We start from the raw sequence: 18,010 nt of genomic DNA, 5'->3' as shown, positions 1-18,010 counted from the left end.
GTTCTTACATCGAGGGCAGTTCGTTGGGACGCAGGTCGAACACCAGCACCTCGGCGTTCTCGCCCTGGCCGAAGCGCAGCGCGCCGGCATTGCGGATGCGTGCGCCGTCGCCTTCGCTCAGGCGTTCGCCGTTGACTTCGAGGCTGCCGCGGGCCACATGCACATAGACATGGCGGTTGGCAGGCACTTCCAGCGTCGCGCTTTCGTCGCCGTCGAACAGGCCGGCATAGACCCGGGCATCCTGGCGCACGGCCAGCGCGCCTTGCTCGCCCTGGGGCGCAATGATCAGGCGCAGGCGACCGCGCTTGTCGGCTTCGGCGAAGTTCACCTGCTGGTAGCGGGGCTCGGCGCCGCGTTCGTTCGGCACGATCCAGATCTGCAGGAAGTGCACGGGTTCTTCGGCCGAGTGGTTGAACTCGCTGTGCTGCACGCCGCTGCCGGCGCTCATCATCTGCACGTCGCCGGGGACGATCACCGAGCCCGTGCCCATCGAGTCCTTGTGCGCCAGTGCGCCTTCGAGCACGTAAGAAAAGATCTCCATGTCGCGGTGGCCGTGGGTGCCGAAGCCTTGCGAAGGCGCCACGCGGTCATCGTTGATCACCAGCAGGTCCGAGAAGCCTTGCTGGTTGGCATCGCGGTAGTGGCCAAACGAGAAGGTGTGGCGCGATTGCAGCCAGCCATGGTTGGCGCGGCCGCGGTGGTCAGCTTTGCGGATTTCGATCATGATGTAGTCCCTTTCGTTCGATGAATTTGATGCAAGGTCTTCAGTGTTTTGCTGCGTTCCTTGCTGCGATGAATGAAGTTTCTCGCTTTTTGATGCGCTCCAGGTTGAAGGTTTTGTTGATTCATCATCGATAATTTCGAACATGCTCAAACTCTCCCTCGAAGCCATTGAAATCATCGACGCCATCGCGCGCTACGGCTCATTCGCCGCGGCGGCGGAAAGGCTTTACAAGGTGCCTTCCACCATCTCGTATGCGGTCTCCAAGCTCGAAGACCAGCTCGGGCTGGCGCTGTTCGTGCGCAATGGCCCGCGCGCGACGCTGACCCCCGCGGGGCATGAGATGCTCAAGGAAGGGCGCTGGCTGCTGGTCGCGGCGCGCCAGCTGGAATCGCGCATGCGCCAGATCTCCACCGGTTTCGAGTCGGAGCTGCGGCTGGTGCACGACTCGCTGATTCCCACCAGCGCCTTCAATTCCGATATCTGCGCCTTCGAGGACCTGAACTGCGGCACGCGCCTGCGCATCGGCTACGAAGTGATGACCGGCACCTGGGAGATGCTGCGCGAGGGCCGTGCCGACCTGATCATTGCCGCGGGCGAGGGCCCGCCCGGCGGCGGCTACAAGGCGGTGCGGGTGGGCAGCCTGGAGTTCGTGTTCTGCGTGCGCACCACGCACCCCCTGGCCAGGCTGCAGCGTCCGCTGACGCGCGACGATCTGCTGGAGCACACGGCCATCGTGGTGGGCGATGGCGCACGTTCCTCGGCCGACCGCACCGTGGGGCTGATGCTGGGACAGCGCCGCATCACCGTGCCCAGCATGCAGGCCAAGATCGCGGCGCAGGTGGACGGCCTGGGCCATGGCTTCCTGCCGCGCGTGTGCGTGCGCGCCGAGCTCGAACAGGGCGTGCTGGTCGAACTGCAGGTCGAAGAGCCGCGTCCGCCCGAGAACTTCTGGCTGGCCTGGAGCACCGAGCGCATGGGCGAGGCGCTCAAATGGTGGGTGCAGCGGCTCGACCGGCAACTGCTGCCCGGCATCCTGCCGTGCTGATCAGCGCCGCATGCGCAGGATGAACGAGGCCAGGGCCGAGGCCGTGGCCAGCGCCGTGACGGCCATCCAGCCCCAGTGCGCGAACAATTGCGCCGCGAGCGCCGAGCCCAGTGCCATGCCGATGAACATGCCGGTGAACAGCACGGCGTTGAGGCGGCTGCGCGCCGAAGCGTCGAGGCCGTAGATGATGCTCTGGTGCGCGATCAGCGCCGCCTGAACGCCCAGGTCGAAGCCAATGGCGCAGGCCACCAGCAGCCACAATTGCGCGCTGGCCGGCACGAAGGCCATCAAGCCCATCGAGGCAAAGGATGCGGCCACGAGCCCCGTGCCCAGGCGTGTCACGAGCGCCGGTCCATGGCGGTCGGCGAGGCGGCCGGCCAGCGGTGCGGCCAAGGCGCCCGCGGCGCCGGCCAGGCCAAACGCACCCGCGGCGGCCGCGCCCAGATGGAAGGGCGCGCCATGCAGCAGCACCGCCAGCGTCGACCAGAAGCCGCTGAAGCCGATCGACAGCAGCGCCTGCGCCCAGGTGGCGCGGCGCAGCGCCGGGTACTGGCGCCACAGCGTGCCCAGCGAGCGCAGCAGCGCCAAATACGGCAGTTGCGTGGTCGCGGCAAAGCGCGGCAGCCGGCGCCAGCACGCCAGGCCCAGCAGGGCAATGCTCACGGCAGCCGCGGCAAACATCGCGCGCCAGCCCCATTGCTCGGCGACGAAGCCGCTGACCACGCGCGACAGCAGGATACCGAGCAGCAAGCCGGTCATCACCGTGCCCACCACCTTGCCGCGCTGCGCCGCCGGCGCCAAGGTCGCGGCCGCCGGCACGATGTCCTGCGCCAGCGTGGCTGCAAGGCCCATCACCAGGCTCGCGGCCAGCAGCATCGCCAGCGAGGGCGCGGCCGCCGCGAGCAGCAGCGCCGCGCACAGCACCGCGGCCTTGCCCAGGATGATGCTGCGCCGGTCGTGCCGGTCGCCCAGTGGCGCGAGGAACAGAATGCCCAGCGCATAACCCAGCTGGGTCAGCGTGGGCAGCAGGCCGACTTGCTGCGTAGAGGCCTGCATGTCGGTGCCCAGCACGCCCAGCATGGGCTGGCTGTAGTAGAGCGCGGCAACTGCGAGGCCCGCGCCGCTGGCCAGCAGCAAGGTCAGTGACAAGGGAAGGCCGGCGGCAGTGGCGGACGCCGCGGTGGCGCCGAAAGAGTTGGGGCGGGACATGCTCGATTCCTGGAAAACGGTGGCGGAGGGCCGAAACGCAAGTGTGAGGCTTGCGCCGGGGATGTGCAGAGATTAATCTTTGCGTCTGAATAACTGAATACGCTCTCTGTGCAACGTCTGGTTGCGCAGGACGCAAATATCGACGATGGACAAGCTGCAGGCCCTTCGGGCATTCATGGACGTGGCGACATCGGGCGGCTTCTCCAAGGCCGCCCAGCGCCGTGGCGTTGCCACGTCATCGGTGACGCGGCTTATCGACGGGCTCGAGGCATCGTTGGGCGTGGCGCTGCTCACGCGCTCCACGCGCCAGGTGGCCTTGACGGACGCGGGCGCGGCCTATCTGGAGCAGATCACGCGACTGCTGTCCGATCTCGATGAAGCCGATGGCAGCGTCTCGGACGCAGGCGCCGAGGCCGTGGGGCCGTTGCGCGTGTCGGTGCCGGTGAGCTTCGGGCGGCTGTGCCTGGGGCCGCATGTCGCGGGCTTTCTGCGCGCCCACCCGCGGCTGACGCTGGACCTGCTGCTGTCCGACACCGCCAGCGATCTGGCCGCCGAGCGTATCGACGTCGCGGTGCGCATCGGCACGCCCGCGCACCATCCCGAGCTGATCGTGCGCCCGCTGGCCGCACACCACCGCCATGTGGTGGCCAGCCCGCAATACCTGGCCTGCCACGGCATGCCGGCCCGGCCCGAGGACCTGGCGCTGCACGAGTGCCTGCGCTTTGCCTACCAGGCGGGGCCGCAGCGCTGGTCCTTTCTGCGCGATGGGAGGGTGCAGGGCGTCGACGTCAACGGGCGGCTTGCCGCCAACAATGCCGACATCCTGCGCGAAGCCGTGCTGGGCCACGGCGGCATTGCGCTGCTGGCGCAGTGGCTGGTCGAGGATGATGTGCGTGCGGGACGGCTGCAGCGGCTGTTCGCGGAATACGAAATCAACCCGCAGGATCAGCACGTCAATGTGCATGCGGCCTATCTGCCCAATCGCCGGCATTCGCGCAAGGTGCAGGCGTTCCTCGAATTCGTGCAGCAATGCCTGGCACCGGCATGAAAAAAGCGCCCGGCCCGTCACGGGCGGGGCGCTGGCGCGCGGCAAGCCTGGGGCTTACTGGATCTTCGCGCCCGAGTCTTCGACGATCTGCTTGGCGGCCTTGAAGTCGGCCTTGAAGAACTTGTCGAAGTTGGCCACGCTCATGGCCTGGGGCTCGGCGCCCTGGGCCAGGATCGCGTCCTTGACTTCAGGCAGGGCCAGCAGGCGGTTCACTTCGGCATTGACCTTGGTCACGATGGCCGCGGGCGTGCCGGCGGGCATGAACAGGCCGTACCATGTGCTCACGTCAAAGCCCTTGATGCCGGTTTCATCGAGCGTGGGAACGTCGGGCAGCGAGGTCGAGCGCTTGGCCGAGGTCACGGCCAGCGCGCGCAGCTTGCCGGCCTTGATCTGGCTGATCGCGGAAGGCACGGACGAGACCAGCAGGTCGACATTGCCGGCCAGCGCATCCATGAGCGCCGGGTTCGAGCCCTTGTAGGGCACGTGGGTCAGCTGCACGTGCGTGGCCTTTTCAAGCAGCACGCCGGCGATATGGATGCTGGTGCCATTGCCCGGCGAGCCATAGGTGATCTTGCCGGGGTTGGCCTTGGCCGCGGCCAGCACGTCGGCCATGGTCTTGTAGGGCGAGTTCACGCTGGTGGCAATCACCACGGGCGTGTAGGCCACGTGGGCCACGGGCGTCAGGTCGCGCACCGGGTCCCAGGGCAGGTTCTTGTAGAGGTAGGGACCGAGGACCAGATTGTCCTTCTGGCCCATGACCATGTCATAGCCCGTGGGCGCGGACTTCGCCGCATCGGTGATGCCGATCGTGCCGCCCGCGCCGGCCTTGTTCTCGGGCACGACGGTCCACTTGGTGACTTCGGTGAGCTTGTTGGCCACGACGCGGGCCAGGATGTCGGTGCCGCCGCCCGGAGGAAACGGAATGACCATGCGCACGGCTTTGGTCGGATAGTCGGACGGGCCCTGGGCCGCGGCGGTGAAGCTGGCCGTGAGGGCGCAGGCCACGAGGGTGGCGGAAATCAATGGACGAAACATGAAACGGCAAACTCCGTGGACGGATCGAAAAGAGCGGCCTGCAGGACACGCGCGGCAGCGGGTAGCTGCTGGCGCCGCAGGTCGCTTGGCTGAACTAAGTGGGCAGTTTCGATGATCGGGGAGGGTGTTTCCGCCATCAATGGGTGTTTGTCTCTAGGTCGTAGAGGCGGGCCAAGGCGCAAAGCCTTTGCCAGATCACAGCCCGTGCCATGCATGGCGGGGTTGCCGACCATGCGATCACCGGCAGTGCCGCCGATCGGGTGTACTGCCACGTGTGGCCCACGGGACGCGGGCTGAGGGACAGGAGCTTACTGCATTTTGTTACCCCGGCCGGCGAACGCCCGGGGTAGCAGGACACGTCAACGGGCCTTTGCGCGCCGCCGCTCAGGCCTGGCGCACATCCGCTACCGCATCGGTGCCGAAGTCCGCGCGTTGCAGCCAGGCCAGCACCTTGGCCGCGGCCTGCTCGGGCGAGTCCAGCTGGTCGTGGCTCTTCAGATCGGCAAAGCGCTGCAGGTCGGGAAACGCGGCCGGATCGGCATTGCGCAACTGCACCTGCATGTCGGTGTCGATGACACCGGGGGCCAGGGAGCAGAGCTTGGCGCCATGCGGCTTGAGCGCCTCCTCGAGCGCCACGCAGCGCGTGAAATGGTCAAGGCCGGCCTTCGATGCGCAGTACGCGGCCTGCGATGCCATGGGGCGGCGGCCCAGGCCCGAGGAGATGTTGAGCACCTTGCGCTGTGCGGGCCAGTGTTCGGTGGCGCCGAGAAAGGCCGCCGTGAGCAGCATCGGCGCCTCGAAGCCGACGCGCAGCGCGGGCGCGAGTTCCTCGGAGGTCAGCGAAGACAGCGGCGCAATGGCCGGCATCGCGCCGGCGTTGTTGATCAGCGTGACCTGCTCGTAGGCGCCCGAGGGCTGCTGGCGCAGCCAGTCGCCCAGCTGGGCCGCGGCCTGGGCCGGCGCGCTCAGGTCCACGCTCCACTGCTGCAAGGGCGCGCCCATGGCGGCCGCGGCCTGCGCCAGCGCATCGTTGCGGTTGCGTGCCAGGCAGATCAGCGTGTGGTCGGGATGCAGCAGTTGCCGCGCCATGGCCAGGCCCATGCCGCGCGAGCCGCCGGTGAGGAAAATGAGGTGGGATGTCATGTGCATGATGGTAATCCCGTCGCCGGGCCCGAAACCCCTCTACGCGCCCAGGTAGGCGGCGCGCACGGCGTCGTTGCGCAGCAGGTTGGCGCCGGTGTCCTGCAGCACGACGCGGCCGTTTTCCAGCACATAGCCACGGTCGGCGATCTGCAGTGCGCGGTGGGCGTTCTGCTCGACGAGAAACACCGTGACGCCGGCGGCGCGGATGGTCTCGATGATCTCGAAGATCTGCGCGATGATCAGCGGCGCCAGTCCCAGCGTGGGTTCGTCCATGAGCAGCAGCCTGGGCCGGGACATCAGCGCGCGGCCGATGGCCAGCATCTGCTGCTCGCCGCCCGACATGGTGGCGCTGCGCTGGCGCGCGCGCTCGCGCAGCCGTGGGAACAGGCCGAAGACATGCTCGATGCCATCGCGGATCTGCTGCTTGTCCTGGAAGAACGCGCCCATCATCAGGTTCTCGGTCACCGTGAGCTGCGGGAACACGCGCCGGCCTTCGGGCGAGATCGCGATGCCCTTGCGCATGATCAGGTGCGTGGGCAGTTCGGTGATGTCCTCGCCCTCGAACACCACGCGCCCGCGGGTGGCGCGCGGCGTGCCGCACAGCGTCATGAGCAGCGAGGTCTTGCCCGCGCCATTGCAGCCGATCAGCGTGACGATCTCGCCCGCATGGATTTCGAGGCTCACGCCATCGACCGCGCAGATCGCGCCATAGTGCGTGAACACCTTGTCGAGTTGCAGCATGGCCGCCATCAGGCTTCTCCCAGATAGGCCTTGATGACCCGTTCGTCGTTGCGGATGGCCGCGGGCGTGCCGGTGGCGATCGGCTTGCCGTATTCCATGACCAGGATGCGCTCCGAGACGCCCATGACCAGGCCCATGTCGTGCTCGATCAGCAGCACCGCCACGCCATGCTCGCGCCGCAGCCGGTCGATCAGCAGCTGCAGGTCCTTCTTCTCCTGCGGATTGAGCCCCGCGGCGGGTTCATCCAGCATCAGCACCTGCGGCCGCGTGATCATGCAGCGCGCGATCTCGAGCCGGCGCTGGTGGCCGTAGGGCAGGTTGCCCGCCGCGCGGTTGGCGTAGGCGCGCAGGCCCATGAAGTCCAGCCATTGCATGGCGTTGTCCACCGCCGCCTGCTCGGCGCGCCGGTAGCCCGCGGTGTTGAACAGGCCGGCCACAAACGTGCTGCGCAGTTGGCGGTGCTGCGCCACCAGCAGGTTCTCGAGCGCCGTCATCGACTTGAACAGCCGCACGTTCTGAAAGGTGCGCACCACGCCGCGGCGCGCCACGTTGTGGCTGCCCATGCCGGCAATGCTGCGGCCTGCGAGCACGATGCGGCCCGCGCTGGGCGGGTAGAAGCCGCTGATGCAGTTGAATACCGTGGTCTTGCCCGCTCCGTTCGGGCCGATGATGGCAAACACTTCGCGCGGCTGCAGCGCGAAGCCCACGCTGTCGACGGCCAGCAGGCCGCCAAAGCGCATGCTCAGGCCTTCGACCTCCAGCAGCGGCGCGCTCATGGGCCGACCTCCACGTGGTGGCGCTTCATGGGCAGCAGGCCCTGCGGGCGCCAGACCATCATCAGGATCATGACCAGGCCGAAGATCAGCATGCGGTATTCGGAGAACTCGCGCGCCAGTTCTGGGAGCACCGTGAGCACGATGGCGGCGATGATCACGCCCAGCTGCGAGCCCATGCCGCCCAGCACCACGATGGCCAGGATCAGGGCCGACTCGATGAAGGTGAAGGATTCGGGGTTGACGATGCCCTGGCGCGCGGCAAAGAACGCGCCGCCCAGGCCTGCGAACATCGCGCCGAGCGTGAACGCCGAGAGCTTGATCTTCATCGGATGCAGGCCCAGCGAGCGGCTCGCGATCTCATCCTCGCGCAGCGCTTCCCAGGCGCGGCCGATGGGCATGCGGATCAGCCGGCTGGAGATCCACAGCGTGACCAGCGCCAGCGCGAGCGCCATCAGGTACAGCGCGATCACCATGTGCAGCGACTGGAACTCCAGGCCGAAGAACTGGTGGAAGGTGGTGCCGCCTTCGCTACTGGGAGTGCGCGTGAGTTCGAGCCCGAACACCGTCGGCTTGGGAATGCCCGAAATGCCATCGGGGCCGCCCGTGAAGCTGGTGAGATTGATCAGCAGCAGCCGGATTATTTCGCCAAAGCCCAGCGTCACGATGGCCAGGTAGTCGCCGCGCAGCCGCAGCACCGGAAACCCGAGCACGAAGCCAAAACAGGCGGCCACTGCCCCCGCCAGCGGCAGCGCCTCCCAGAAGCTCCAGCCGGCCCAATGGAACAGCAGTGCGTATGTATAGGCACCGACCGCGTAGAAGCCGACGAACCCCAGGTCGAGAAGGCCGGCAAATCCCACCACGATGTTGAGTCCCAGGCCCAGCATCACATAGATCATCGCCAGCGTGGCGATGTCGACCGCGTTGCGCCCCGCGAAAAACGGCCACGACACGGCGATCAGCAGCACCGCCAGCAGCAGACCCTGGCGCTGCAAGCCGGAAAGGGGCGGCAGCTGCGGGCGCTGCAGCCGCGGCACATGCTGCAATCCGCGCGAAAGCCAGGGCCGCAGCAGCTGCACCAGGAACACCAGCGCGCAGGCCCAGGCCACGGTGGTCCACTGCGGCACGATGACCGTGCGCGTGCCCGCGCGCTCCAGGTGCAACCCGAAGATCGGCACCGTGACCAGCGCCGTCAGCACGCTGGCGATCAGCGCATCGCGCAGGCTGGCGCTTAACGGGTACCGCATTGGCGATGCAGAATGTGTTCCGGTCGCCATCAGCCTTGCTCCAGCACAGTGATTAAAAACTCAGGAACTGGCGTGGCCCAGCAGGGAGGCAGCGAGGAAGGGCCGCCCCGCACCGAGGCTGCCGTCCCCCTCCACCGAAGGATGAGAGGGGGAAGCGACGTTAGTCGCACAGGGGGTGCTTTCATTTCAGACTTTCTCCACTTCGGGTTTGCCCAGCAGGCCGGTGGGCCGGACCAGCAGGATCAGCACCAGCAGCGTGAACGCCACGATGTCCTTGTATTCCGAGGAGATGTAGGCCGCGGCCAGGGTCTCGGCCACGCCCAGCAGCACGCCGCCGAGCATGGCGCCGGGAATGCTGCCGATGCCGCCCAGCACCGCTGCCGTGAAGGCCTTGATGCCCGCCAGGAAGCCGATGAAGGGATTGAGCTTGCCCACCGCCAGCGCGATCAGCACGCCGCCCACGGCGGCCAGCACCGCGCCGAGGATGAAGGTGAACGAGATGACGCGGTTGGTGTTGATGCCCAGCAGGTTGGCCATGTGCATGTCCTGCGCGCAGGCGCGCGAGGCGCGGCCCATGCGCGAATGGCGGATGTAGAGCGTGAGCAGCACCATCAGCACCACCGCGACGACGATGATCATGATGCGCGTGTAGGGGATGAAGACCTCGAAACCGCCGCCGCCGCCGCCGAACTGCAGCGCGCCGGGCAGCAGCGAGGGCACGGCCATGTCGCGTGCGCCCTGGCCCAGCGCGACCCAGTTCTGCAGGAAGATCGACATGCCGATGGCCGAGATCAGCGCCACCAGCCGCGGGCTGTTGCGCACCGGCTTGTAGGCCACCTGTTCGACGACGAAGCCGTAGACGCCGGTGATGATGGCGGCCACCACCAGCATCAGCCCGATCACCAGCCAGATCGGCACGCCGCCCTGCGTGCCCACGGCCGAGAGCGTGACCAGGCCCACATAGGCGCCGATCATGTAGATGTCGCCATGCGCGAAGTTGATCATGCCGATGATGCCGTAGACCATGGTGTAGCCAATGGCGATCAGCGCATAGATGGCGCCCAGCGACAGCCCGTTGAACAGCTGCTGCAGCAGCTGGGGCAGGAAATCATCCATTACTCACCGCCTTCCGCCTGATGAAGCCACTACTTGATGGCGCGTCCGCAGGAAGAGGGTGCGCGGCCGGGCCGCACACCATCTCCGATGCGCGCCTGCAAGCGCCGGGAAATCACTTGGCGGCCGCGGTCTTGCTGCCGTCCTTGTGCCACTCGAAGACCTGGAAGTCGAATGCCTTCAGGTCGCCCTGTGCGTTCCAGCCCACCGTCCCGAGCGCGGTTTCAAAGCTGTTCTTGTGCAGGTGGTCGGCCACCTTGGCGGGGCTGTCGCCCACGGCCTTGATGCTGTCGAGCAGCACCTGCACCGCGGCATACGCGGTCAACTGGAACGCGCCCGAAGGGTTGCGCTTCTTGTCCTGGAAGGCCTTGACCACGGCGGCGTTCTTCGGGTTGGCGGCGAAGTCGGCCGGCAGGGTCACGAGCATGCCTTCGACGGCGTTGCCCGCAATGGCGTTGACTTCGGGGTTGCCCACGCCTTCGGGGCCCATCATGCGCACCTTGAGGCCTTGCTCGCCCGCCTGGCGCAGCAGCAGGCCCATTTCGGGGTGGTAGCCCCCGTAATAGACGAAATCGACGCCATTGCTCTTGAGCTTGGTGATCACGGCCGAGTAGTCGCTGTCGCCGGCGTTGATGCCCTCGAACAGCACCACGTCGATGCCGGCTTTCTTCAGCGCGTCGCGCACCGAGGTGGCGATGCCCTGGCCGTACGACTGCTTGTCATGCACCACGGCGACCTTCTTGGGCTTGGCCTTCTCGATGATGAACTTTGCCGCCGACGGACCCTGCTGATCGTCGCGGCCGATGGTGCGGAAGATGTAGTGGAACTTCTTGCCGTCGGTCAGGGCGGGCGAGGTGGCGGAGGGGGTCACCACCACCACACCCTCGTTGTTGTAGATCGGCGCAGCGGCGATCGCGGCGCCCGAGCAGACCGGACCGATCACATAGCCGATCTTGGCATTGACCACGCGGTTGGCGGCCACCGGGCCTTGCTTGGGCTCGCAGGCATCGTCGACGGGAACGAGCTCGATCTTCTTGCCCTGGATGCCGCCTGCGGCATTGACCATTTCGACGGCGGTGGACGCGCCTTCCTTGACCATGTCGCCGTACTGGGTCAACGCTCCCGTGGTGGGAATGACCATGGCGATGCGGATGTTCTGCGCATGGGCCACGGACGTCAGGCTGGTGGCAGCAAGCCCCAGTGCAGCGATGAGAACAGACAGCCGAAACGGTTTTTGCATGGGGGATCTCCTTGAAAGGCAGAGGGTGAAGCCACAGGAGTTCCAGCTTATGCCGGCAGTCGATTGCCGCAATAGGGTATGTGCGGGGGGATGGGCGATGGCGCCCGCCGCCCAGAGGCAGGACGCCGCCGGCCTGGTTGTTTCAGGCGGTGTCAGAACGCCGCGGGCAGGTGGAACGTGCGCCAGCCGCCATCACCGGGATGGGCCAAGCCCAGCTGCTCGGCATGCAGCAGCAGGCGGGGCGCGCGCGCGGCCACCGGCTCGCCGGCGTACAGCGCGTCGCCCAGAATGGGATGGCCCAGATGCGCGAGGTGCACGCGCAACTGGTGGGTGCGGCCGGTGACGGGTTCGAGCTCGACGCGCGTGCAGCCCGGCCAGCCCGGCGGGTCGTGCGCCAGCACGCGCCAGCGCGTCTGGCTGGGCTTGCCTGCGGCATCGATGATGCGCAGCGGCCGGCGCGGCCAGTCGGCGGCAATCGGCGCATCGATGGTCTGCCAGCCGCCGTCCTCAACGGCCCCTTGGGGCAGCAGGCCGTCGACGATGGCGACGTAGCGCTTGTGCACGGCGCGCTGCTCGAAGGCCAGGCCCAGCTGGCGCTGCACGGCAGGCGAGCGTGCCATGAGCACCAGCCCCGAGGTGGCCATGTCGAGCCGGTGCACGACCAGTGCCTCGGGCCAGCGCGCCTGCGCGCGCGCGCTCAGGCAGTCTTGCTTGTCTTCGCCGCGTCCGGGCACGCACAGCAGGCCCGCGGGCTTGCCCAGCACCAGCAGGTCGTCATCGGCCGCGATGCAGCTGAACGCGTCTTGCTCCGGCATGGCCTCAGCCGAGCCGCGGCTGGTTCATCAGCTGGTCGACCGTGGTGCAGAGTTCCTCGACGTCATTGGGCTTGTGGATCAGCGCGCGCGCGCCCGCGGCCAGCGCCTCGGCCTCGATCTCGGCCGTGACATAGCCCGAGGCCAGCGCCACGGGCAGGTCGGGACGCGTGGCGAGGGCCGCGCGCACCAGGTCCACGCCGCAAAAGCCGGGCATGTTGTAGTCGGTGACCACCAGGTCGTACTGCCGGGGCGCGGCCTCGAGCGCGTCCACGGCCTCGCGCGGGTCGGTGAAGCCGCTGACCTCATAGCCGCGGCGGCGCAGCAGCCGCTGCACCAGGAACACCAATGCCTGGTCGTCGTCGACATACATCACATGGCGGCGCGGCGCGCCATCGGCGGGCGCGGCCGCCAGCGACGGCCGGCGCTCGACGGGCGGCGCCAGCACCGGGGCCGATCCGCCGGCAATGGGGAAATACAGCGTGAAGCGGCTGCCCTCGCCGGGCGTGCTGGTGACATCGACCGCACCGCCATGGGTGCGCATGACGCCATGCACGACGGCCAGGCCCAGGCCAGTGCCCTGGCCCACGGGCTTGGTGGTGAAGAACGGCTCGAAGATGCGCTGCAGCGTCGCGGCGTCGATGCCCGGGCCGGTGTCCTGCACGCTCAGCGCGACATAGCTCGCCAACGGCAGGCCCAGGCGGTCGCTCAGGCGCTGGTCGGCGGGTGCGAGCGTCGCCGTGACCTGCACCATGCCGCGCGCATCGCCGATCGCATGCACGGCGTTGGTGGTCAGGTTGAACAATGCCTGCTCGACCTGCGTTGCATCGGCCAGCAGAGCCGGCAGTTGCGGCGCGATATGCGAGTGCAGGGCAATGGCCGGCGGCAGCGTCACGCGCAGCAGGCGTTCGGTGTCGCGGATGACCTCGGCCGCCTGCACCGCGCACAGCCGCGGCGGTTCGTTGCGGCTGAAAGTGAGGATCTGGCGCACCAGGTCGCGTGCGCGCCGGCCGGCTTTCTCGATTTCCTGCAGGCTCTCGAGCAGCGAGGAATTCTCGGGGCAGTCGGCGCGCGCCAGCTCGACATTGCCCAGGATGGCACCGACGATGTTGTTGAAATCGTGCGCGATGCCACCGGCCATGGTGCCCACGGCCTGCATCTTGTGCGATTCGCGCAGCTGCGCCTCGAGTTCGCTGCGGTGGGCCTCGGCCTTCTTGCGGCTGCTCAGGTCGCGCGCGAACACCGTGGTCGTGGTTTCTCCGCCCGCGTGCTGCTCGAAGGCCACGCTGACTTCGACGGCCAGCTGCTTGCCGCTGGCGGTGCGGCCTTCCATCTCGCCGAGCACGGCCTGCGTGGTGAGCGCCGCCAGCTCCAGCGCATTGGCGGCATCGGGCAGGAAGCGCTCGAGCGGACTGCCCAGCGCGTCCTCGGCGGCGCAGGTGAACAGCGCCGCGGCCGTGGGGTTGAACACCGTGATGCGCTGCGCGTTGTCGACGCACAGGATGGCGTCGAGGCTGGAATTGATGACCGACTCGAGCCGGCGTTCGCTGGCAAACAGCTGCGTGTTGCGCTGCTGCAGCGTACGCCGCTCGGCAAGCAGCGGTCCCTGGTCGACCACGGCGCACAGGAACTGGGCGATGGGCGGGCCCTTCTTCTGCGGGATCTCGATGCAGGCGATGTGCAGGTCGCCGCAGAGGTGCACGTCGGCGTTGACGGAGAACACCACCTCGTGGACCTCGCTGCCGCCGCGTTCGCGCGCCGCGAGAAAGGCCTCGCAGACACGGTCGGCATGGTCCTCGCTCACCAGCGGCATGAACGACACCAGGATGCGGTCGTCTTCCGTCGGCTGGAAGGCGTTGTGCGCCATGGCGTTGGCCTGGATCACCATGTCGTGCTCGTCGAGCACCAGCAGCGGCAGCGGAATGCTGGCGAACAGCGCCTCGAAGCGCTCGGACGCGCTTTCGGCCACGGCCTGGCTGTAGTCGAGGACCTTGTTCTGGATTTCCAGCTCGTGCTGGTAGTTGCGCAGCTCCGTCACGAGCGCGGCAAGCGGCTCGTCGGCCAGGTATTCCGGCACTTCGGGCGGCCAGGGCCGCGCCGGAGCCACCTCGGGTTCCGGGCCCATCAGGTGATGCAAGCCGAGAGGATCGTCTTTGCGCAGGAGATAGGACAGGTCGGGACGGCTCATGAAAAGTGGTGCGTTGGCCGTACGGCTCAGGTTCCGCAGACGCCGCGAGTTTAAGCGCGACCGGATTCGGCCACAAGCCGAGGGGATAGTGGGCGGGTGGCGGACTTGGTTATCGAAGGCAACGGTCGGGGCGCGAGACCTTCATGGTTCGACAGGCTCACCACGAACGGCGGGAGTTCATGGTTCGACAGGCTCACCACGAACTGCGACAGGCTCACCACGAACGGCGGGACAGGTCGACCACGACGGGTGGACGTTCACGTCATTGGAATGCAGCTGCAATGCAGATAGCGGTCGCCGTAGACGTTGTCGATGCGCGCCACCGGCGGCCAGTATTTGGACGGGCGCTGGCCGGGCTGCGGGAATGCGGCTTGCTCGCGCGCGTAGCCATGGGGCCAGTCCTCGGCCAGCAGCGCGGCCGCGGTATGCGGCGCGTTCTTGAGCAGGTTGTCGTTGCGCGACACCGCGCCGGCCTCGATCTGCCGGATCTCCTCGCGGATCGAGATCATGGCTTCGATGAAGCGCTCGATCTCGGCCAGCGGCTCGCTTTCGGTGGGCTCGACCATGAGCGTGTTGGCCACGGGAAACGACAGCGTGGGCGCGTGCAGGCCATAGTCGATCAGCCGCTTGGCCACGTCTTCGGCGCTCACGCCGCAGCTGGCCTTGAAGCCGCGCAGGTCGAGAATGCACTCGTGGCCGACGCGCGCGCGCCGCCCGGGCGCAGCCGGGTTGGCATAGAGCGTCGGATAGTAGGGCTGCAGCCGGCAGCTGATGTAGTTGGCGCTCAGGATCGCGGTCTCGCTCGCGCGGCGCAGGCCCTCGGCGCCCATCATGCGCATGTACATCCAGCTGATCGGCAGCACCGCGGCATTGCCCAGGGGCGCGGCGCTGACTGCGCCCACGCCAGAGAACAGGCCGGTGCTCGTGTGGCCCGGCAGGAACGGCACCAGGTCTTCGACCACGCACACCGGACCCACGCCCGGGCCGCCGCCGCCGTGCGGAATGCAGAAGGTCTTGTGCAGGTTCAGGTGGCTCACGTCGCCGCCGAATTCGCCGGGCGCGGCAATGCCGACCAGTGCATTCATGTTCGCGCCGTCGACGTAGACCCGTCCGCCGTGCCGGTGCACCAGCGCGCACAGTTCCTGCACGCGCGACTCGAACACGCCATGCGTGCTGGGATAGGTGATCATCACGCACGACAGGCGCTCGCTGTACTGCTGGCATTTGCGAGCCAGGTCCTCAAGGTCGACATTGCCCTGGGCATCGCAGGCCGTGACGACGACTTCCAGCCCCGCCATCTGCGCACTGGCCGGGTTGGTGCCATGCGCACTGGAGGGAATAAGGCAGATGTCGCGCTGCGCCTGGCCGCAGGCCGCGTGGTAGGCCTGGATCGCCAGCAGCCCCGCATACTCGCCCTGCGAGCCGGCATTGGGCTGCAGGCTGATGCCCGCATAGCCCGTGGCCTCGCAGAGCCAGGCGCGCAGCTGCGCGTCGAGGAGCTGGTAGCCCGCGAGCTGTTCGGGCGGCGCGAACGGGTGGATCTGCGCGAATGCCGGCCAGGTGACCGGAATCATCTCGCTGGTGGCATTGAGCTTCATGGTGCACGAGCCCAGCGGGATCATGCTGCGGTCGAGCGCGAGGTCCTTGTCGGAGAGCGCGCGGATGTAGCGCAGCATCGCGGTCTCGGCATGGTGGCTGTTGAACACCGGGTGCGTGAGAAACGCGCTGCTGCGGCGCAGGTGGTCGGGAATGCGCAGCGCGCTGCCAGCCGCCAAAGCCGCGAAGTCGGGCTGCTCCTGGCCGGGCAGCGCAAAAATCTGCCACAGGCGTTCGATGTCGGCGCGGGTGGTGGTTTCATCGAGCGCGATGGCCAGCGCTTCTTCGGAGAACCGGCGCAGGTTCACGCCCATGCACACCGCGCGCGCGGCCAGCGCGGCTGTGGCCTTGCCGGTGTGCAGCAGCAAGGTGTCGAAGCTGTCGTTCCCAGCGACATGCTGGCCCAGTTGCTGCAGCCCCTGCGCCAGGATGGCCGCGTAGCGCGCCACGCGCAGCGCGATGCGCTCCAGCCCCCGCGGCCCGTGGTAGACGGCATACATGCTGGCGATGACGGCGGGCAGCACCTGCGCGGTGCAGATGTTGCTGGTGGCCTTCTCGCGCCGGATGTGCTGCTCGCGCGTCTGCAACGCGAGCCGGTAGGCGGGCTGGCCCAGCGCGTCCCGGCTCACGCCGACGATGCGCCCGGGCAGCGCGCGCTTGAACTCGTCGCGGCAGGCAATGAATGCCGCATGCGGGCCGCCCGCGCCCATGGGCATGCCCAGGCGCTGGCTGCTGCCGACCACGATGTCGGCGCCGCATTCGCCGGGCGGCTTGAGCAGCGTGAGCGCCAGCAGGTCGGTGGCCACGATGAAGGCGGCCTCGCGCGCATGGACCTGCTGCGCGTCGCCGCTGAGGTCTCTGAGGCTGCCGTCGGTGGCCGGGTATTGCGCCAGCGCCGCGAAGTAGTCGCCTTCGAGCGCCTGCTGCCAGGCCACGGCCGATGCGGGCAGCACGACCTCGATGCCCATGGGCCGGGCGCGCGTGCGGATGACTTCAATGGTCTGCGGATGGACACCGGGATCGATGACCAGACTCCGGCTGGCCGATTCGCCCACGCGCAGCGCGAGCGCCATCGCCTCGGCCGCCGCCGTGGCCTCGTCGAGCAGCGAGGCGTTGGCAATGGGCAGCGCCGTCATGTCGCAGACCAGGGTCTGGAAGTTTATCAGCGCTTCGAGCCGTCCCTGGGAGATTTCGGCCTGATAGGGCGTGTAGGCCGTGTACCAGCCGGGGTTCTCAAGCACATTGCGCAGGATCACGCCGGGGGTATGCGTGCCGTAGTAGCCCTGGCCGATGAAGCTCTTGAGTTGCTGGTTGCGCGCGGCGAGTTGCTGCAGTTCGGCCAGCGCCTGGGCTTCGCCCACTGCGGGCGGCAGCTGCATGGGCTTGCGGCGCGCAACGCCCGGGGGCACGATCTCGGCGATCAGTGCCGCGCGCGAGGCCGCGCCCACCACCGACAGCATGTGTGCTTCGTCGTCGGCGCCGATGCCGATGTGGCGGGCGACGAACTCTTGCGGATCCTCCAGGGTCTGCAGCGCGGGAACAGGGGGCATCGTCATGGCAGGACCTTCGCGTGAATGTCAGCAAGCAATGGGATTTCCCGGGCACCAGGCCCGGCCGGCAGGGCCTGGCGGCACCGGCGTGCCGCGCGCGCTCAGGCGCTTTGCGCGAAGGCCGTGTAGGCGGCCTCGTCGAGCAGGCTGCCGAGCTGCGCGGGATCGCTGATCTTGACCTTGAAGAACCAGCCCGCGGCCAGCGGATCGGAGTTGGCCAGCGACGGGTCGTTGCGCAGTGCTTCGTTGACCTCGACGATCTCGCCGCTCACGGGCATGTAGATGTCGGCCGCGGCCTTGACCGACTCGACCACGCCGGCCACCTCACCCTGTGCAAAGGTCTTGCCGACTTCGGGCAGATCGACGAACACCACGTCGCCCAGCGCATCTTGCGCATGCACGGTGATGCCCACCACGGCTGCGGCCGGATCGGCGGCGTTGATCCACTCGTGGTCCTTGGAAAATTGAACGCTCATGAGAACTCCAGAAAAACAAAAAAGAAATGCGCAAGGCAACAGCCCGCACTGTATCCCGTCGGCAGCGTGG

At 67.8% G+C, this 18,010-nt stretch carries 15 protein-coding genes; 2 read left to right on the top strand and 13 right to left on the bottom strand.

Features of this window, described 5'->3' with window-relative positions; genetic code table 11:
- Nucleotides 1–4 precede the first annotated feature (4 nt).
- Nucleotides 5–724: a pirin family protein gene (locus HUK68_RS10630; RefSeq protein WP_175504115.1), complete on the bottom strand. Its 720-nt coding sequence runs from the start codon at nucleotides 722–724 to the stop codon at nucleotides 5–7.
- A gap of 142 nt (nucleotides 725–866) precedes the next feature.
- Here HUK68_RS10630 and HUK68_RS10625 point away from each other — a divergent pair, with 142 nt between their 5' ends.
- Entirely contained in the window at nucleotides 867–1,769 is a 903-nt protein-coding gene (locus tag HUK68_RS10625; RefSeq protein ID WP_175504114.1) for a LysR family transcriptional regulator, read from the top strand.
- Here the strand turns inward: HUK68_RS10625 and HUK68_RS10620 are convergent, their stop codons facing one another.
- Nucleotides 1,770–2,978, bottom strand: a complete 1,209-nt coding sequence (locus tag HUK68_RS10620; protein ID WP_175504113.1) for an MFS transporter — start codon at nucleotides 2,976–2,978, stop codon at nucleotides 1,770–1,772. It lies immediately after the preceding gene.
- Nucleotides 2,979–3,123: 145 nt separating this feature from the next.
- On the opposite strand from HUK68_RS10620, the gene HUK68_RS10615 reads away from it, so the two are divergent.
- The gene (locus HUK68_RS10615; protein ID WP_175504112.1) at nucleotides 3,124–4,026 is read left to right on the top strand and encodes a LysR family transcriptional regulator; all 903 of its coding nucleotides are present in this window, start codon (nucleotides 3,124–3,126) and stop codon (nucleotides 4,024–4,026) included.
- 54 nt (nucleotides 4,027–4,080) lie between these two features.
- On the opposite strand, the gene HUK68_RS10610 is transcribed toward HUK68_RS10615, so the two are convergent.
- The 11 genes from HUK68_RS10610 to gcvH all read right to left on the bottom strand — a co-directional run bounded on the left by HUK68_RS10610 (nucleotide 4,081) and on the right by gcvH (nucleotide 17,940).
- Complete coding sequence (locus HUK68_RS10610) at nucleotides 4,081–5,061, bottom strand: Bug family tripartite tricarboxylate transporter substrate binding protein (protein WP_175504111.1); 981 nt, start codon at nucleotides 5,059–5,061, stop codon at nucleotides 4,081–4,083.
- A gap of 384 nt (nucleotides 5,062–5,445) precedes the next feature.
- On the bottom strand, nucleotides 5,446–6,204 hold the full coding sequence (locus tag HUK68_RS10605) for an SDR family NAD(P)-dependent oxidoreductase (protein ID WP_434082437.1): 759 nt from the start codon (nucleotides 6,202–6,204) through the stop codon (nucleotides 5,446–5,448).
- A gap of 39 nt (nucleotides 6,205–6,243) precedes the next feature.
- Nucleotides 6,244–6,954, bottom strand: a complete 711-nt coding sequence (locus tag HUK68_RS10600) for an ABC transporter ATP-binding protein (protein ID WP_175504109.1) — start codon at nucleotides 6,952–6,954, stop codon at nucleotides 6,244–6,246.
- Entirely contained in the window at nucleotides 6,954–7,721 is a 768-nt protein-coding gene (livG, locus tag HUK68_RS10595; RefSeq protein ID WP_175504108.1) for a high-affinity branched-chain amino acid ABC transporter ATP-binding protein LivG, read from the bottom strand. Before livG ends, HUK68_RS10600 begins: the two co-directional genes overlap by 1 nt.
- Complete coding sequence (locus HUK68_RS10590; RefSeq protein ID WP_175504107.1) at nucleotides 7,718–8,965, bottom strand: high-affinity branched-chain amino acid ABC transporter permease LivM; 1,248 nt, start codon at nucleotides 8,963–8,965, stop codon at nucleotides 7,718–7,720. The genes livG and HUK68_RS10590 overlap by 4 nt, the downstream gene beginning before the upstream one ends.
- Nucleotides 8,966–9,151: 186 nt before the next feature.
- Nucleotides 9,152–10,081 (bottom strand): high-affinity branched-chain amino acid ABC transporter permease LivH, encoded by a 930-nt coding sequence (livH, locus tag HUK68_RS10585; protein ID WP_175504106.1) that lies wholly within the window; start codon nucleotides 10,079–10,081, stop codon nucleotides 9,152–9,154.
- 112 nt (nucleotides 10,082–10,193) lie between these two features.
- Nucleotides 10,194–11,318, bottom strand: coding sequence for a branched-chain amino acid ABC transporter substrate-binding protein (locus tag HUK68_RS10580; RefSeq protein ID WP_175504105.1), 1,125 nt, complete (start codon nucleotides 11,316–11,318; stop codon nucleotides 10,194–10,196).
- Between the two features lie 152 nt (nucleotides 11,319–11,470).
- On the bottom strand, nucleotides 11,471–12,133 hold the full coding sequence (locus tag HUK68_RS10575) for an RluA family pseudouridine synthase (RefSeq protein ID WP_175504104.1): 663 nt from the start codon (nucleotides 12,131–12,133) through the stop codon (nucleotides 11,471–11,473).
- A gap of 4 nt (nucleotides 12,134–12,137) precedes the next feature.
- Nucleotides 12,138–14,318 (bottom strand): PAS domain-containing hybrid sensor histidine kinase/response regulator, encoded by a 2,181-nt coding sequence (locus HUK68_RS10570; protein ID WP_175504103.1) that lies wholly within the window; start codon nucleotides 14,316–14,318, stop codon nucleotides 12,138–12,140.
- Between the two features lie 257 nt (nucleotides 14,319–14,575).
- Nucleotides 14,576–17,470, bottom strand: a complete 2,895-nt coding sequence (gene gcvP / locus HUK68_RS10565) for an aminomethyl-transferring glycine dehydrogenase (protein WP_175504102.1) — start codon at nucleotides 17,468–17,470, stop codon at nucleotides 14,576–14,578.
- A 95-nt stretch (nucleotides 17,471–17,565) separates the two neighbouring features.
- The gene (gcvH, locus tag HUK68_RS10560; RefSeq protein ID WP_175504101.1) at nucleotides 17,566–17,940 is read right to left on the bottom strand and encodes a glycine cleavage system protein GcvH; all 375 of its coding nucleotides are present in this window, start codon (nucleotides 17,938–17,940) and stop codon (nucleotides 17,566–17,568) included.
- Nucleotides 17,941–18,010 lie beyond the last annotated feature (70 nt).

This window comes from Comamonas antarctica, from assembly GCF_013363755.1.
GTDB classification, from domain to species: Bacteria; Pseudomonadota; Gammaproteobacteria; order Burkholderiales; family Burkholderiaceae_C; genus Comamonas; species Comamonas antarctica.
This window is presented reverse-complemented; position numbering and strand designations above follow the sequence as displayed.

What these genes read in the sequence shown, in the direction of transcription:
- HUK68_RS10630 (WP_175504115.1), bottom strand. Translation starts at nt 724, where the DNA reads ATGATCGAAATCCGCAAAGCTGACCACCGCGGCCGCGCCAACCATGGC.
- HUK68_RS10625 (WP_175504114.1), top strand. Translation starts at nt 867, where the DNA reads ATGCTCAAACTCTCCCTCGAAGCCATTGAAATCATCGACGCCATCGCG.
- HUK68_RS10620 (WP_175504113.1), bottom strand. Translation starts at nt 2,978, where the DNA reads ATGTCCCGCCCCAACTCTTTCGGCGCCACCGCGGCGTCCGCCACTGCC.
- HUK68_RS10615 (WP_175504112.1), top strand. Translation starts at nt 3,124, where the DNA reads ATGGACAAGCTGCAGGCCCTTCGGGCATTCATGGACGTGGCGACATCG.
- HUK68_RS10610 (WP_175504111.1), bottom strand. Translation starts at nt 5,061, where the DNA reads ATGTTTCGTCCATTGATTTCCGCCACCCTCGTGGCCTGCGCCCTCACG.
- HUK68_RS10605 (WP_434082437.1), bottom strand. Translation starts at nt 6,204, where the DNA reads ATGACATCCCACCTCATTTTCCTCACCGGCGGCTCGCGCGGCATGGGC.
- HUK68_RS10600 (WP_175504109.1), bottom strand. Translation starts at nt 6,954, where the DNA reads ATGGCGGCCATGCTGCAACTCGACAAGGTGTTCACGCACTATGGCGCG.
- livG (WP_175504108.1), bottom strand. Translation starts at nt 7,721, where the DNA reads ATGAGCGCGCCGCTGCTGGAGGTCGAAGGCCTGAGCATGCGCTTTGGC.
- HUK68_RS10590 (WP_175504107.1), bottom strand. Translation starts at nt 8,965, where the DNA reads ATGCGGTACCCGTTAAGCGCCAGCCTGCGCGATGCGCTGATCGCCAGC.
- livH (WP_175504106.1), bottom strand. Translation starts at nt 10,081, where the DNA reads ATGGATGATTTCCTGCCCCAGCTGCTGCAGCAGCTGTTCAACGGGCTG.
- HUK68_RS10580 (WP_175504105.1), bottom strand. Translation starts at nt 11,318, where the DNA reads ATGCAAAAACCGTTTCGGCTGTCTGTTCTCATCGCTGCACTGGGGCTT.
- HUK68_RS10575 (WP_175504104.1), bottom strand. Translation starts at nt 12,133, where the DNA reads ATGCCGGAGCAAGACGCGTTCAGCTGCATCGCGGCCGATGACGACCTG.
- HUK68_RS10570 (WP_175504103.1), bottom strand. Translation starts at nt 14,318, where the DNA reads ATGAGCCGTCCCGACCTGTCCTATCTCCTGCGCAAAGACGATCCTCTC.
- gcvP (WP_175504102.1), bottom strand. Translation starts at nt 17,470, where the DNA reads ATGACGATGCCCCCTGTTCCCGCGCTGCAGACCCTGGAGGATCCGCAA.
- gcvH (WP_175504101.1), bottom strand. Translation starts at nt 17,940, where the DNA reads ATGAGCGTTCAATTTTCCAAGGACCACGAGTGGATCAACGCCGCCGAT.